Here is a 14089-nt window from a genome sequence, read left to right as displayed (position 1 = left end):
CTCCTCCTGTGGAGGCCGCCGACGCGGTGTGGGCGCCAGACGCTTGGCTGGGGCCGAAGGAGGCGATACCCATGACTCGAGAGACGCTGGAGTCCCTGAACACCCAGACCCTCATCGGCAACACCGCCCAGCGCGGCACGGCGTGGCACTACCGCGCGGAGCTGCAGGGGGACGAGCCGAACCACTACCCGGGGCCCATCCCGGTGGACGACGTCGCCCGCCGGCTCTTCGGGTGGCGGGCCGAGTCCAGGCCGGTGGCCGTCGAACGTCCTGCGGACGCGGCCACCATGACCCATCTGAGCGCCACCGGGCAGCCGGTGCGATGGGTGGCGGTGAGCTCCCGGCAGGCGATCGTGCGGTCCGACCGCGACGACGGCACGGTGCTCGGGGTGTTCACCCAGGCGTACGAGCCGCACCAGTATGCCGAGTACCTGCTGCGTACCGTGTCGGACATCCTCGACGACACGTTGACCATCAGCTCGGCCGGGCTGCTCCGCGACGGCGCGATCGCGTGGGTCGAGGTCAGCGTCCGCGAGTCCGTCACCACGCCCGAGGGCGTCGAGTTCCGGCCCAACCTGCTCGCCACCACCACTCACGACGGATCCCTGGCGACCACCTACAAGCGCACCGTCACCGACGTCGTGTGCGACAACACGCGGGCGGCCGCCCTCACGGAGCACGGGCCGGAGATGCGGATCCGCCACTCGCGCGGGTCGCGCGTGAAGCTCGACGCCGCCCGGCATGCGCTGGAGATCGTCCACTCCACCGCCGACGTCTTCGCCGACGAGATCCGGCGCCTGTGCGAGGTGGAGGTGGACCGCGCTACCTGGTCCAGGTTCCTCGACTCGTGGGTGCCGCTCCAGGGTCCGCTGGGCGAGGACCTCCCACGGCGGGCGCTGAAGCTCGCCGAGCAGAAACGCGAGACGATCGACGACCTCTACCGGCACGACGGCCGTGCGCAGCCGTGGGCCGGGACCGCGCACGCCGTGCTCCAGGCGGTCAACACCTACGAGCACCACTCCAGCCCCATGCGTGGGTCCTCGCGCGCCCAGCGCAACATGCTCCGCACCGTCGACGGCACCTATGCGTCGTTGGACCGCGCTGCCTGGGCCGCCCTCCAGCGGGTCCTGCCCGCCGGGACCGCGGCGGCTGAAGCGTTGACCCGGCCCACGACGGCGCAGGAGTGGGCGCTCGTGGACGGTTGACGGCGGCGGTCGTGTGCCGGCGCGTCATGCGCAGCGGCGGTCGTGTGCCGACGCGTCATGCGCAGCGGCGGTCGTGTGCTGGCGCGTCAAGCGCAGCGGCTGTCGCGTCGCAGGAGTGGGCGCCGTCCGCTCAGCGCCGCCGGTGCAGTGCCGCCGGCTCAGCGCCGCCGGTGCAGTGCCGCCCGCTCAGCGCCGCCGGTGCAGTGCCGCCCGCTCAGCGGCCGAACGTCTCGTAGTACTCCCACGACGGCGGAACTCGGCCGAACGCCCGAGCACCCGCCCGCGTCGACGCGCGGGCGGGGACCCGGGGCGGGGACGAAACGGGCCGGTGGCAGAGACCCGGTTGCGGGCGAAGGAGTGCCGGCGGAGAAGATCGGGGCGAGGCCGAGCACCAGACCGATCCCCATCATCACCGCGAGGAGCGCGGCGAGCAAGGAACTGTTGATGCCGGCGGAGGCGAGGAGGGCTGTCACGAGGAGGCCTCCGCCCATCAGCATCCAACCCTTGCGAGCGGGTGAGAGCTGGCTGGACCAGCCCGGGCGACGGGGAGTGCCGGAGTCGCGCATCGAACCTCCTGGGGGAAGGGCGTTGAGACGGGACCTTAGTCCCACCCGAATCCGGACGCCATGCGTTGTCCGAATGCTCCCCGTTCCCGAGGTGGTTCTTCTCAAATTCCGAGACGTCACCGCAGTTCCCCGCCCCGAACTCGCTCCACCCCGCTCCGACCTCGGACGCCCCGGCTCCGACCCCTGACTCACTCCAGGGGCGACTCCGGCCTCGCGACTCCGCTCCCAGGACCTGCTCCGCCTCGCGCCGCCTCCGACCGGTGTCGCGACGGTCTACGAACTCCCGGCCGCCGCGCGGTAGATCGCCGTGGCCACGACCAGGTCCTCCCACGGCATCCCGGTGCCCTTGAAAACCCGCGGGCCGGAGCCCTCCGGGCCGGCCCTGCCGGTCACGACGTCGTGGAGGGTCAGCAGGTCGTCCTCGCGCAGGACGCCGGAGGCGATCGGCAGCACGATGTCGCCGGCCTCACGGAGCGTGCTGGCCCGCGACTCCACGACGACCGTCGAGCGGGAGATCAGAGCGTCGTCCACCTCACGGGTGTGCGGGAAGTGCGAGCCCATCGCGACGACGACGGCGCCGTCCTTGACGAGCGTGCCGTCGAAGAGGGGGCCCGGCGAGGACGTGCAGCAGCAGACGATGTCCGCGTCCGTGACCGCCTCGGCGGCGTCGTCGGGAAGGTAGCTGCGCACGGTGGCGCCGGCGGCGGCGAGCTCCTCAGCCAGCGTCTGGAGGGGCTCGGGCCTGCGACCGACCAGAGCGACGTCGGCGATGTCGCGGACCTCCAGCATCGCCAGGGCGTGGGCGCGGGCCTGCGGGCCCGTGCCGAAGACGGCCAGTCGCTCCGGGCGGCCGGGCGCCGGGGCCAGATGGCGCACCGCGAGGGCCGAGACAGCAGGGGTGCGCAGGTTGGTCAGGGCGATGCCGTCGACGACGGCGGCGGGCCGCTGGCCCGGGCCCTCGAAGAGGAGGAACGCTCCCTGGATGAGCGGCAGGTCCTGGTTCCCGGGCGTGCTCGAGAGCAGCTTGACCCCGGAGTGGTCACCGAGGGTGGATGGCATGATCAGCAGCTCACCGGTGGCCGTGGCCAGGCGCGAGCGTGGCGCGTCGAGCTCGGGGTCGAGACCGCCGCGCAGCGCCGCCTCCAGCGCGTCGGCCGCCGCGGTGACCGACGTCGTCCGTGCGACGTCCCCGGAGGAGACGAGGGTCATGCCGGCGAAGGTGACGGGCGCGACGTCGGCCGGGCCCGGTGCGAGTTCTGTCATGACGCCTTTCCGGTGGCTGTCGGTGCCGTCCTCAACGGGCCGCCGGCGCGCGGTCCGCGTCGGGCAGCGGGGCGGCCCAGTCACCGCGGATGTGGTCGAGGTGGGTGCTCATCACCCGGGCGGCCCGCTCGCCGTCGCCGGCAAGGAGCGCGTCCAGCAGCTCGGCGTGCTCCGCCGCCGATGATTCCAGCTGCCCCTCCTCGGCGAGGTGGTGGAGGCCGTAGAGGCGGGTCTGGTCGCGCAGCGTGGCCACGAACTTCACCAGCCGCTTGTTGCCGAGGAGTTCGAGCAGCGACAGGTGAAACTCCCTGTCCGCGTTGAGGAAGCGGGGTATGTCCCTGGCCGCCGCCGCGGCGGCGCTCTCCTCGGCGTGCGCGCGGACCTCGGCCTCCCGGCCGGCGATGCCGGCCTCACCGAGGGTCCGCATCGCCGGGACCTCGAGCATGATCCGGAGCTGCTGGATCTCGTCGAGGTCCTCGTCGGTCAGGCGGGTGACCTGGAACCCGACGTTCGGCACGACCTGCATGATCCCCTGCTCGACGAGCGTCAGCATCGCCTCGCGGACCGGGCCGTTGGACGTCCCGAGCCGTGCGGCCATGCCGGCCGCGGAGTGGATCTCCCCGGGCCGGATCTCGCCCGAGACCATGCCCTGGCGGATGACCGCAAGGGCCTGGTCCTTGAGGCTGGGCCGCGTGAGCTTCATCTGTCCCTCCCTCCGCTCAGTGGCCGGCCGGGAGGTGGCCGAAGCGGTGGAGGGTGCGGGAGACGGCCTGCTCGCGCACGGCACCGAGCAGCTCGCGCCGCCCGGTGGCGAGGACCGGTCCGGCGAGCACGGTGACCGCCGGCGAGGAGAGCTCGTCGACGATCCGGTCCGCGTCGGGGCCGGTGCCGATCACCCGGATCCGGTCGGCAGGAGCCCTGCGGACCTGGGCGAGGAACTCCGTGGTCGTCTCGCCGCGCGTGACCAGGCCGGCGAGGCGCCGCAGGCCCGCCTGGGCATTCTCGCCGGCCCCGTCCAGCGCCTTCAGCGCGGCGCTCGTCTCAGGGTCGAGGCTGACCCGGACGTCGCTGCCGGCGAGCTCGGCGGCGAGCAGGACACGAACCATCTCGACGACGGAGGCGCCCGGCACCGTCCGCACGGTCACCGCTGCGGGCCGGTAGCGGAACAGGTTGGCCTCGACGCTCAGCCCGCTCTCGTCGTGCTCGGTCCCGAGTGCGGCCGACCAGGCGGCGGCGTCGGAGTCGACGGCGGAGCGCAGCCAGGACCGGTCCGCCTGGGACGTGACCAGGCCGGTGTAGTCGGCCAGGGCGGCCCGTACCGCCGCCGTGCTCTCGGCCTGCTGGGCGGGCGTGCCGTCCGGTTCCCAGGTGCCGAGCTGGGCGACGTAGTTGGGGCCGCCGGCCTTGGCGCCCGGTCCGACCGAGGAGGACTTCCAGCCGCCGAAGGACTGCCGGCGCACGATCGCGCCGGTGATGTGCCGGTTGACGTAGGCGTTGCCGACCTCGACCCGGGAGAGCCAGTGGTCGATCTCGGCCTCGTCCAGGGAGTGGAGTCCGCCGGTCAGCCCGTAGTCGGTGGCGTTCTGGAGCTCGATGGCCTCGTCGAGGTCCTTCGCGTACATGATGCCGAGCACGGGGCCGAAGGCCTCGGTGAGGTGGAAGAACGAGCCGGGCGCGACGTTGTCCTTCAGGCCGGGCGACCAGAGCCGGCCGGAGTCGTCGAGCGGGCGAGGTTCCACCAGCCAGGTCTCGCCCGGCTCCAGACGCGTCAGCGAACGCTCGAGCTTGCCCGTCGGCGGCTCGATGACCGGGCCCATCGTGGTGGTCAGGTCCGTGGGCCAGCCCACGCGCAGCGAGCGCACCGCGTCGACGAGCTGGCGGCGCAGCCGCTCGGACCTCCCCGCGGATCCGACCAGGATCGCCAGCGACGCGGCCGAGCACTTCTGCCCGGCGTGCCCGAAGGCGCTCTTGACCAGGTCGGCGACGGCGAGGTCGTAGTCGGCGGCCGGGGTGATCACCAGGGCGTTCTTGCCGGAGGTCTCCCCCAGGACCCGCGGCCCGCGGGACCGGCCTTGACGCCAGGACATGAACAGCTCGGCGGTCTCGGCGGCTCCGGTCAGGATGACGGTGTCGACCCCTTCGTGGGACACCAGCGCCTTGCCGACCTCGCCCTCGTCGGAGCGCACCACCTGGGCGACGGCGGCCGGGACGCCGGCGGCGTGCAGGGCGGCCATGGCGATCTCGGTGCAGCCGGGCACGGCCGGTGCGGGCTTGATGACGACGGCGGAGCCGGCGGCCAGGGCGGCGAGGACGCCGCCGATCGGGATCGCCACCGGGAAGTTCCACGGCGGGGTCACGAGGGTGAGCACGTCCGGGGTGAACCGGGCGCCGTCGGTGTGCAGGGAGGCGCCGGGCTCGAGCTCGAGCGCACGGTCGGCGTAGTAGCGGGCGAAGTCGATGGCCTCGGAGACTTCCGGGTCGGCCTGGTCGATCGTCTTGCCGCCCTCGTGGACCATCTGGGTGACGAGGTCGCCGCGGCGCGCCTCGAGCTCGTCGGCGGCACGGCGCAGCACGGCGGCACGCTCGGCGGCCGGGAGGGCCGACCACGCAGGCTGGGCCGCGCGCGGGGCGCGGGCCATGGCCCGCTCCGCGATGGTGGTGCTCCACGAGGTCGCCGAGCGGCTCCTCGGCGACGGCGTCGCCCAGCGGCGGGACGTGCTCTGGTGCGAGCGTCCGCGGGGAGGCATGGAGCAGCCCCGCCTGCGGCTGGCGCCGCTCGACGTCGCCGGCTCCGTCGCCACGCAGCTGCTGGCCGGCCGGGCCGCGGTGCTGACGTCCGCGACCCTCACCCTCGGCGGCACGTTCGACCCCATGGCTCGCTCGCTCGGCCTCACCCTCGACGAGGACACCCCGCTCGAGACCCTCGACGTCGGCTCGCCGTTCGACTACCCGCGCCAGGGGATCCTCTACATCGCCCGGCACCTGCCGCCGCCCGGCCGGGACGGACCCACCCCGCAGGCGCTCGACGAGCTCGTCGAGCTCGTCCGGGCCGCGGGCGGTGCGACGCTCGGCCTGTTCTCCTCCCGCCGGGCGGCGAAGGCGGCCGCGGAACGGCTGCGCGAGGAGGTCGACACCCCGGTGCTGTGCCAGGGGGACGACCAGCTGCCCACCCTGGTGCGAGCGTTCGCCGCGGACGAGCCGACCAGCCTGATGGGCACCCTCTCCCTCTGGCAGGGCGTCGACGTGCCGGGCCCGACGTGCCGGCTCGTGGTCATCGACCGCATCCCCTTCCCGCGTCCCGACGACCCGGTCCGGTCCGCGCGCTCCGACGTGGTCGCCGCGGCCGGGGGCAACGGGTTCATGAGCGTCGCCGCCACGCACGCGGCGCTCCTGCTCTCCCAGGGCGCGGGGCGACTGGTGCGCTCCACCGCCGACCGCGGCGTCGTCGCGGTGCTGGACCCCCGGCTGGCGACCGCCCGGTACGGCACCTTCCTGACCCGGTCCATGCCGCCGCTGTGGCGCACGCACGACGGCGAGGTGACCCGCGCGGCTCTCCGGCGTCTCGCTGCCGCCACCCCCGCCGTCGCCTAGGGTGTAGCCGGACGGACCGGGACGAAACCGCAGGGAGAACAGATGAGCGAGCCGCTCGAGGTCGGTGGGCGCAGCGAGCTGCTGGGAGAGGGCAGGCCGGGGGACCGGCGCCCGAGCAAGGTCGCGATCGTCGGTGCCGGCGCGGTGGGCTCCACGCTCGCGTACGCGTGCCTGCTCCGCGGCGCCGCCCGGGAGGTCGTGCTCTACGACCTCAACAGGGCGAAGGTCGAGGCGGAGGCCCTCGACATCGCCCACGGCATCGCGTTCACGCCCATGGGGACCGTGTCGGGCTCGGACGACCTCGCCGTCTGCGCCGACGCCGACATCGTGATCGTCACCGCCGGCGCCAAGCAGCGGCCGGGACAGTCTCGCCTCGACCTCGCCGGCGCAACGATCGGGATCATGCGGGACCTGCTGCCGCGCCTCGTGGAGGTGGCCCCCGACGCGACGTACGTCATGGTGGCCAACCCCGTCGACGTCGTCACCTATGCGGGTCTGAAGATCTCGGGCGTGCCGGAGGACCGGTTCTTCGGCTCGGGCACGGTCCTGGACACCTCCCGCCTGCGTTACCTCGTCGCGCAGAAGTGCGGGGTCGCGGTCCAGAACGTCCACGCCTACATCGCGGGCGAGCACGGCGACTCCGAGATACCGCTGTGGAGCTCGGCCATGATCGGCGCGGTGCCCCTGCTCCAGTGGGGTTACACGGCCGACGGCGAGCTCCTCGACGAGGCGGTGCGCGCACAGATCGCCGAGGAGGTCGTCACCTCCGCCTACCGCATCATCGAGGGCAAGGGCGCCACCAACTACGCCGTCGCCCTGGCCGTCGTGCGCATCATCGAGGCGGTCCTGCGCGACGAGCGTCGCGTGCTGTCCGTCTCCACGCTGCTCGACGACTACCTCGGGATCTCCGACGTCTGCCTGTCCGTCCCGACCGTCGTGGGACAGACCGGTGCCGGGCGGCGGCTGGTCCCCGTGGTGACCGAGCACGAGCGTGCGGGACTGCGCAGCAGCGCGGAGTCCGTGCGCGCCGTGATCCGCCAGTTCGGGTTCTGACGGGCCGCCGCGCCGCTCAGAGGCTGCGCAGCACCGTCACCACGCGGCCGAGGATCTGGGACTCGTCGCCCGGGATGGGGGAGAAGGCCGGGTTCTGGGGCAGCAGCCACACGTGCCCGTCCCTCCGCTGGAACGTCTTCACGGTGGCCTCGCCGTCGATCATGGCCGCGACGACCTCGCCGTTCTCGGCCACCGGCTGACGGCGCACGACGACCCAGTCCCCGTCGCAGATGGCCGCGTCGATCATCGACTCGCCGACCACCCTGAGCAGGAACAGCTCACCCTCGCCGACGAGCTGACGCGGCAGCGGGAAGACGTCCTCGACCGCCTGCTCCGCCAGGATGGGACCGCCCGCCGCGATGCGGCCGACCACGGGCACGAAGGTCGGTGACCCGGTCAGGAGCCCCTCGCCGTCGACCGTGCCGACCGCCTCGGACACGGACGGCACGCCGCGGGGTGTCAGCTCCAGGGCACGGGGCCGGTTCGGGTCGCGTCGCACGAAGCCCTTGCGCTCGAGCACCCCGAGCTGGTGCTTCACCGACGACGGGCTCGTGAGACCGACGGCCTCACCGATCTCACGCATGCTCGGCGGGTAGCCGCGCGAGGAAACCGTCTCCCGGATGGTCTCGAGGATCATGCGCTGCCGGTCCGTCAGCTCCTGGACGGCGGGCGGGTCGGGCTGGTCTGCCTGCTTCTCGGCCTTGCTCACGACGGCGGGTCCTTCCTCGTGCGGGTCCTGCGGCGGACGGGGCGGCCGCCGATGTCAGTGGTCGGTGGTGGGCTTCTCGACGTCAGCCTAGAAGGCCCGGAGCCCGATCTCAAACAACTGTTCGACGGTGTGTCGACAAAGAGCGTCCGGCCCGGATAGTCTGCGTACAGACGTTCGACGAACAGAGGTTCGAGGAGATCGACATGAGTGCAGTGCTCGCAGATCCGGCGTGGCAGCCGGCCCCGGCGTCCCGGCCGCGGCCGGCGCGGCGCGGAACCGGTGCACGCCCCGTGCGTCGCGGCAACCTTCAGCTCGTGGGCCCCGGTTTCGTTCCGGTGGCAGATGTCCCGGCGCGTGATGCCCGCGCAGGCTCGGTCGAGCACCGCACCGGGTCGTCCGCACCCCTTCGCCTGACCGTCCGGGGGCGCCGCGTCGTCGCCGTCCTGTCCCTCGTCGCGGCCACCGCCCTCTCGGTGGGCGCCGGCGCGCTGGTGGGGATGGCGGCGAACCCGTCCACGGACGGTGCGACGACCACGGTGACGGTGGGCGCCGGCGACTCGCTCTGGTCGCTGGCGAGCGCGGCCGCGTCGCCCGGCGAGGACCCGCGCGACGTCGTGGAGGAGATCGCGGCGCTGAACGGTCTCGCGTCCTCCGACCTCGCGGTGGGGCAGGAGCTGCTCGTTCCCGCCGGATGACCGGCGCACCTGCTTGCACCCGGGACCGGGCGGGACCTACGGTTCCTCAGGCGCCCGCGCCGCCGGTGCTCCGCGCCCCGGATGCGGCCGCCGGGTGCGGTCCGCGCAGGGCGGGCGCAGGGAGGAGCTTCAGCGTGCACTGCCCGTTCTGCCGTCATGCCGACACGCGGGTGATCGACTCACGCACGGCCGAGGACGGTTCGGCCATCCGCCGTCGTCGTCAGTGCCCCTCGTGCGGGCGGCGCTTCAGCACGGTGGAGACGTCCAGCCTGACGGTCGTCAAGCGCTCCGGCGCCACGGAGCCCTTCAGCCGGGAGAAGGTGGTCGCGGGCGTGCGCAAGGCCTGCCAGGGACGGCCGGTGTCCGACGACGACCTGGCGCTCCTCGCCCAGCAGGTCGAGGAGGCGTTGCGCTCCTCGGGAGCCGCGCAGATCGACGCCCACGAGATCGGCCTCGCGATCCTCGGGCCGCTGCGTCAGCTCGACGAGGTGGCCTACCTCCGCTTCGCCAGCGTGTACTCCTCCTTCAGCAGCCTCGAGGACTTCGAGGACGCCATCGCTATCCTGCGCGCGGAACGGGCCGACCGGACGAGGTCGGAGCAGGGCGGGCAGACGGCCGGCGGGCGGGCCGCCGGGCAGGACGGCGACGTCGTGGACGGCTCCGCCGACGTGGGGCCGGCCGGCGAGGTGGAGCAGGCGCCGGCCCGCTGACGCGTCGGGCGGCGGGCTAGGAGGCGCTCCCCGGCGGGCCGGCGTCCTTCTCGTGAAGCTGGGAGCGGACCTGCTCCGCCGCCGAGCGCACGTGCTCACCGGCCGCGAGCAGCTCCTCCCGGACCTTCCGGCGCAGCACCTTGCCCAGCTGCGAGCGGGGAAGCTCGTCGAGGATCGCGACGCGTCGCGGCATGGCGTAGTGCGCGAGCCGCTCGTGCGTCCACGCCCGCACCTGCGCGAGGTCGACGTGCACGCCGGGGGCGACGACCAGGGCGGCCACCACGCTCTCCCCGTGGGACTCGTCCGGGACGCCGACGACGGCGACGTCGATCACCCCCGGCATGGAGCGCACGGCGTCCTCCACCTGGGAGGGGTAGATGTTGAAGCCGCCGGAGATGATGAGCTCCTTGCGTCTGTCGGCGAGCACCACGAAGCCGTGCTCGTCGCGCCGGACGATGTCGCCGGTGCGGAGCCAGCCGCCCTCGAGCAGGACCTCCGCGGTCTCCTCCGGGCGGCCGTAGTAGCCGGCGAAGACCTGTGGTCCGCGGACGAGGAGCTCGCCCTGCTGCCCCTCGGGCACGTCTCTGGCGGGGTCCTCCGGGTCGACGATCCGGATCTCGGTCGAGGGGAACGGCAGCCCGAGCGTCCCGGGGCGCCGGCCCGGCCCCACGGGGCTGCCGAGGGCGACCGGCGAGGACTCCGTCATGCCGTAGCCCTCGATGATGAGCCCGCCCGTGAGCTCCTCCCAGCGACGGGCCACGTCGGCGGAAAGGGCCATGGCGCCGGAGATGGCGTAGCGCACGGACGACATGTCGACGCCGCGCTCGCGTGCCGCGGTCGTCAGCTTGTCGAAGATCGGCGGGACGCCCGGGAAGAACGTGGCCGGATGACGGCGCATCGCGGCAAGGACGATGTCGACGTCGAAGCGGGGCAGCACCACCTGCGTGGCCCCGAAGTGGACGGCGAACGTGAGGCACAGGGTCATGCCGAAGGCGTGGAAGAACGGGAGTACCGAGTAGATGGTCTCCTCGCCGGGCTGGAGGCCGTGGACCCAGGCGGCCCCCTGAACGGTGTTCGCCATGAGGTTGCGGTGGGTCAGGGCGACCGCCTTCGGGGTGCCGGTGGTGCCCCCGGTGTGGATCAGCACCGCCAGGTCCTCGGCCCGCGGCAGCGGGTGGGACGGGTCCAGGGGCGAGGCTGCGGCCGTCATCCGCTCCCAGCTGCGCGTCCCCCCGGGGACGGGCCCGCGAAGCGTCTCGCGCTGGCGGCGGGCGGCCCGGACGGGCAGGCGCAGGAGCAGGCAGGATCGGCGGGGGAGCGCAGCGGCGAGGTTGACGGTGAGGACCCGCCTGCCGCCGAGCTCGCCGCCCGGTGCCACCCGGTCCACCGCCTTCTCCCAGCACACCACCACACGGGCGCCGTGCGCCGCGAGCTGCGCCTGGATCTCGGAGGCCGGCGCCAGCGGGTTGTGCTCCGCCACGACGGCGCCCAGCCGGAGGACGGCGTAGAACGCGACCACGTGCTGCGGACAGTTCGGCAGGACGAGGGCCACCCGGTCGCCGGGGCGCACCCCCGCGGCGCGGAGCATGCCGGCCGCACGCTCCACCTGGTCGGCGAGCTCGCGGTACGTGGTGTCCGCGCCGAGGAAGTCCAGCGCCACCCTCTCGCCGTACCGGCGCGCCGCGTCGGTCAGGAGGGTGGGGACCGGGCGGTCCGGCACCTCGATCTCTGCGGGCACTCCCGGCGCGTAGCCGGGCCGGGCGGGCGCGGGGGACTCCGTGGCTCTCTCGGTCATCGTCTGCCTCCGGGTCGCGGGGTTCCTGCCTTCGGCTCAGAGGTCCGAGGAACGGGGGGCCCAGATGTTGATGCCGGCGTCGACGGCGTGGCGGTCGATCTGCGTGAGCTCCTCCTCGGTGAACTCCAGGTTCTCCAGCGCCCGCACGGAGTCCTCGAGCTGGGCGACGCTGGACGCCCCGATCAGCGCGGTGGTCACGCGCGGGTCGCGCAGCACCCAGGCGATGGCCATCTGCGCGAGGGTCTGCCCGCGGCGGGCGGCGACGTCGTTCAGCGCGCGCACGTTCTGGAGCGTGGACTCCTGGAGAAACTCCTGCCTCAGCGAGCCGTCGCGTGCCGCTCTCGACCCCTCCGGGACGCCGTCGAGGTACTTGTCCGTGAGCATGCCCTGCGCGAGCGGCGAGAAGACGACGGCGCCGGTGCCGGCCTCCCCGAGCACGTCGAGGAGGCTGGGCTCGCCCTGCTCGATCCAGCGGTTCAGCATCGAGTACGAGGGCTGGTGCACCAGGATGTCCAGGCCGATCTCCGCGGCGATCTCGAGCGCCTCGAGGGTGCGTTCGGCGGAGTAGGAGGAGATGCCTGCGTACAGGGCGCGCCCGGAGTCCACCGCGGTCTTGAGGGCGCCCAGCGTCTCGCGCAGCGGCGTCGTCGCGTCGAACCGGTGGGAGTAGAAGAGGTCGACGTAGTCCAGGCCCATCCGCTCGAGCGAGGCGTCGAGCGACGCGAGCAGGTACTTGCGCGACCCCCCGTTGCCGTACGGGCCCGGCCACATGTCGTAGCCCGCCTTGGTGGAGATGACGAGCTCGTCGCGCAGGCCTGCCAGGTCCTCGGCGAGCATCCTGCCGAAGTGTTTCTCGGCCGAGCCGGGCGGGGGACCGTAGTTGTTGGCGAGGTCGATGTGGGTGATGCCCAGGTCGACGGCGCGCAGGACGATGTCACGCTGGGTCGAGTACGGCGTCTCCTCGCCGAAGTTCTGCCAGAGGCCGAGGGCGACGGCGGGCAGGTCGAGGCCGCTGCGGCCGCAGCGGCGGTAGGTCATGGAGTCGTAGCGCCCGGGCGCGGGGGGTGAACATGCTCCGACGTTACTGCCGTTGCGCGGTCCGTCGCCGCCCGGCCCGCGTCGCGGCGGTCCCGCACGACGCCGCACCCGCCGGCGGTCGCTCACTGCAGGCCGTTGACCGCGTCCTCGTGACCGGGGCGCACCATGACGCGCAGGCGCACGGTGTCCTCCATGCTCCGCACGGCCTCCACGGCCTCACGGGGCAGCTCGGAGCCGATGTCCGTCACCACGTAGCCGATCTCGCCGACCGTGCCGAGGATCTGTCCCTCGATGTTGGCGCCGTGCTCCGCGAAGGTCTGGTTCACCAGGGCGAGGACGCCGGGCGTGTTGCGGTGCACGAAGGCGACGCGGTAACGCGCGGCGTCCGAGGGCTGCAGCGTGAGGCGGGGGGAGGTTGACGGAGAGGTCGGTGGACCCGGCGCGGACGTACTTGGTCAGCTTGTTCGCGACGAAGTGCCCGATGTTCTCCTGCGCCTCCTGGGTGGAGCCGCCCACGTGCGGGGTCAGGATCACGTTGGGCAGCCCGCGCAGCTCGGAGTCGAACGGGTCGCCGTTGCGGCGCGGCTCGTCCGGGAAGACGTCGACGGCGGCGCCGGAGATCGACCCGTCGAGGATCTTCTCCCGCAGCACGGAGTAGTCGACGAGGAAGCCCCGCGAGAGGTTGAGGAACGCGGCGCCGTGCTTCATCTTCTCGAACTGCTCGCGCCCGAACATGCCGGCGTTGCCGGCCCGTCCGTCCACGTGCAGCGTGACGACGTCGGCGACGGCCAGAACCTCCGACAGCGAGCTCATCCGGTGGGCGTTGCCCAGGGCGAGCTTCTCGGCCGTGTCGTAGAACACCACGCGCAGGCCGAGCGCCTCGGCCACCACGGAGAGCTGGGTGCCGATGTTGCCGTAGCCGATGATGCCCAGGGTGCGGCCGCGGACCTCGTGCGACCCCGATGCGGTCTTGTCCCACACACCCGCGTGCAGGGCCTTGTCCCGGACCGTCAGCCGGCGCGTGAGGGCGATGATCTCGGCCACCGCGAGCTCCACCACGGAGCGGGTGTTGGAGAACGGCGCGTTGAACACGGCGATGCCGCGGCGAGCGGCCGCACGGAGGTCGATCTGGTTCGTGCCGATGCAGAAGGCGCCGATCGCGGTCAGGCCCGGGTGTGCCGCGAGCACCCGCTCCGTGACGTGGGTGGTGGACCGGATGCCGAGCACGTCGACGCCGTCGAGGGCCTCGATCAGCTCGTCCTCCTCCATGGCGCCGGGGTGCCGGACGACGTCGAAGCCTGCGGCGGCCAGGATCGGGTCGGCGTCGGGATGGGGGTTCTCCAGGAGCAGTGCGCGAGCCACGAGGCCATGCTCCGCCCGTCTCGGTATGCGGAGCAAGTTCGTCCAGGTGTTGGATGAGTCTCACCGTCCGGCGCCGACGCCCCGCCGCGGGGCCGGCGAAGG

Annotated in this window: 10 protein-coding genes and 3 pseudogenes; 5 read left to right on the top strand and 8 right to left on the bottom strand. The window is 73.2% G+C overall.

Annotated elements, in window-relative coordinates; genetic code table 11:
• The first annotated feature begins 71 nt into the window (after window positions 1-71).
• Window positions 72-1205, top strand: a complete 1134-nt coding sequence (locus DA06_RS05590) for a DUF932 domain-containing protein (protein ID WP_418607096.1) — start codon at window positions 72-74, stop codon at window positions 1203-1205.
• Between the two features lie 158 nt (window positions 1206-1363).
• Here DA06_RS05590 and DA06_RS05585 read toward each other — a convergent pair whose 3' ends face one another.
• The 4 genes from DA06_RS05585 to DA06_RS05570 all read right to left on the bottom strand — a co-directional run bounded on the left by DA06_RS05585 (window position 1364) and on the right by DA06_RS05570 (window position 5673).
• Window positions 1364-1771, bottom strand: a complete 408-nt coding sequence (locus tag DA06_RS05585) for a hypothetical protein (RefSeq protein WP_418607095.1) — start codon at window positions 1769-1771, stop codon at window positions 1364-1366.
• A gap of 273 nt (window positions 1772-2044) precedes the next feature.
• Window positions 2045-3034: an ornithine cyclodeaminase family protein gene (locus DA06_RS05580; protein ID WP_418607094.1), complete on the bottom strand. Its 990-nt coding sequence runs from the start codon at window positions 3032-3034 to the stop codon at window positions 2045-2047.
• Between the two features lie 31 nt (window positions 3035-3065).
• Window positions 3066-3737 carry a GntR family transcriptional regulator gene (locus tag DA06_RS05575; protein WP_052436412.1) on the bottom strand — a complete coding sequence of 224 codons (672 nt, stop codon included), beginning with the start codon at window positions 3735-3737 and terminating at the stop codon, window positions 3066-3068.
• Between the two features lie 16 nt (window positions 3738-3753).
• Window positions 3754-5673, bottom strand: a complete 1920-nt coding sequence (locus tag DA06_RS05570; protein WP_418607092.1) for an aldehyde dehydrogenase family protein — start codon at window positions 5671-5673, stop codon at window positions 3754-3756.
• On the opposite strand from DA06_RS05570, the pseudogene DA06_RS05565 reads away from it, so the two are divergent.
• A pseudogene (locus tag DA06_RS05565) lies at window positions 5660-6625 on the top strand (ATP-dependent DNA helicase); the annotation flags it as partial. The gene DA06_RS05570 and the pseudogene DA06_RS05565 sit on opposite strands and share 14 nt — an antisense overlap.
• Window positions 6626-6667: 42 nt before the next feature.
• The gene (locus DA06_RS05560; RefSeq protein ID WP_043498047.1) at window positions 6668-7678 is read left to right on the top strand and encodes an L-lactate dehydrogenase; all 1011 of its coding nucleotides are present in this window, start codon (window positions 6668-6670) and stop codon (window positions 7676-7678) included.
• Between the two features lie 16 nt (window positions 7679-7694).
• Here the strand turns inward: DA06_RS05560 and lexA are convergent, their stop codons facing one another.
• A complete protein-coding gene (gene lexA, locus DA06_RS05555) occupies window positions 7695-8315 on the bottom strand; it encodes a transcriptional repressor LexA (protein ID WP_418607874.1) in 621 nt (206 codons plus the stop codon).
• A gap of 275 nt (window positions 8316-8590) precedes the next feature.
• Between lexA and DA06_RS05550 the strand changes: the two genes are divergently transcribed.
• On the top strand, window positions 8591-9082 hold the full coding sequence (locus DA06_RS05550) for a LysM peptidoglycan-binding domain-containing protein (RefSeq protein WP_418607090.1): 492 nt from the start codon (window positions 8591-8593) through the stop codon (window positions 9080-9082).
• A gap of 134 nt (window positions 9083-9216) precedes the next feature.
• Entirely contained in the window at window positions 9217-9792 is a 576-nt protein-coding gene (gene nrdR / locus DA06_RS05545) for a transcriptional regulator NrdR (protein ID WP_418607089.1), read from the top strand.
• Between the two features lie 16 nt (window positions 9793-9808).
• Here the strand turns inward: nrdR and DA06_RS05540 are convergent, their stop codons facing one another.
• The 3 genes and pseudogenes from DA06_RS05540 to serA form a co-directional block, all read right to left on the bottom strand.
• Window positions 9809-11587 carry an AMP-binding protein gene (locus DA06_RS05540; protein WP_418607087.1) on the bottom strand — a complete coding sequence of 593 codons (1779 nt, stop codon included), beginning with the start codon at window positions 11585-11587 and terminating at the stop codon, window positions 9809-9811.
• A 36-nt stretch (window positions 11588-11623) separates the two neighbouring features.
• A pseudogene (gene mgrA / locus DA06_RS05535) lies at window positions 11624-12643 on the bottom strand (L-glyceraldehyde 3-phosphate reductase); the annotation flags it as partial.
• Between the two features lie 104 nt (window positions 12644-12747).
• A pseudogene (gene serA / locus DA06_RS05530) lies at window positions 12748-13987 on the bottom strand (phosphoglycerate dehydrogenase).
• Window positions 13988-14089 lie beyond the last annotated feature (102 nt).

The sequence above is a fragment of the Georgenia sp. SUBG003 genome (assembly GCF_000715355.2).
Lineage (GTDB): Bacteria > Actinomycetota > Actinomycetes > Actinomycetales > Actinomycetaceae > Georgenia.
This window is presented reverse-complemented; position numbering and strand designations above follow the sequence as displayed.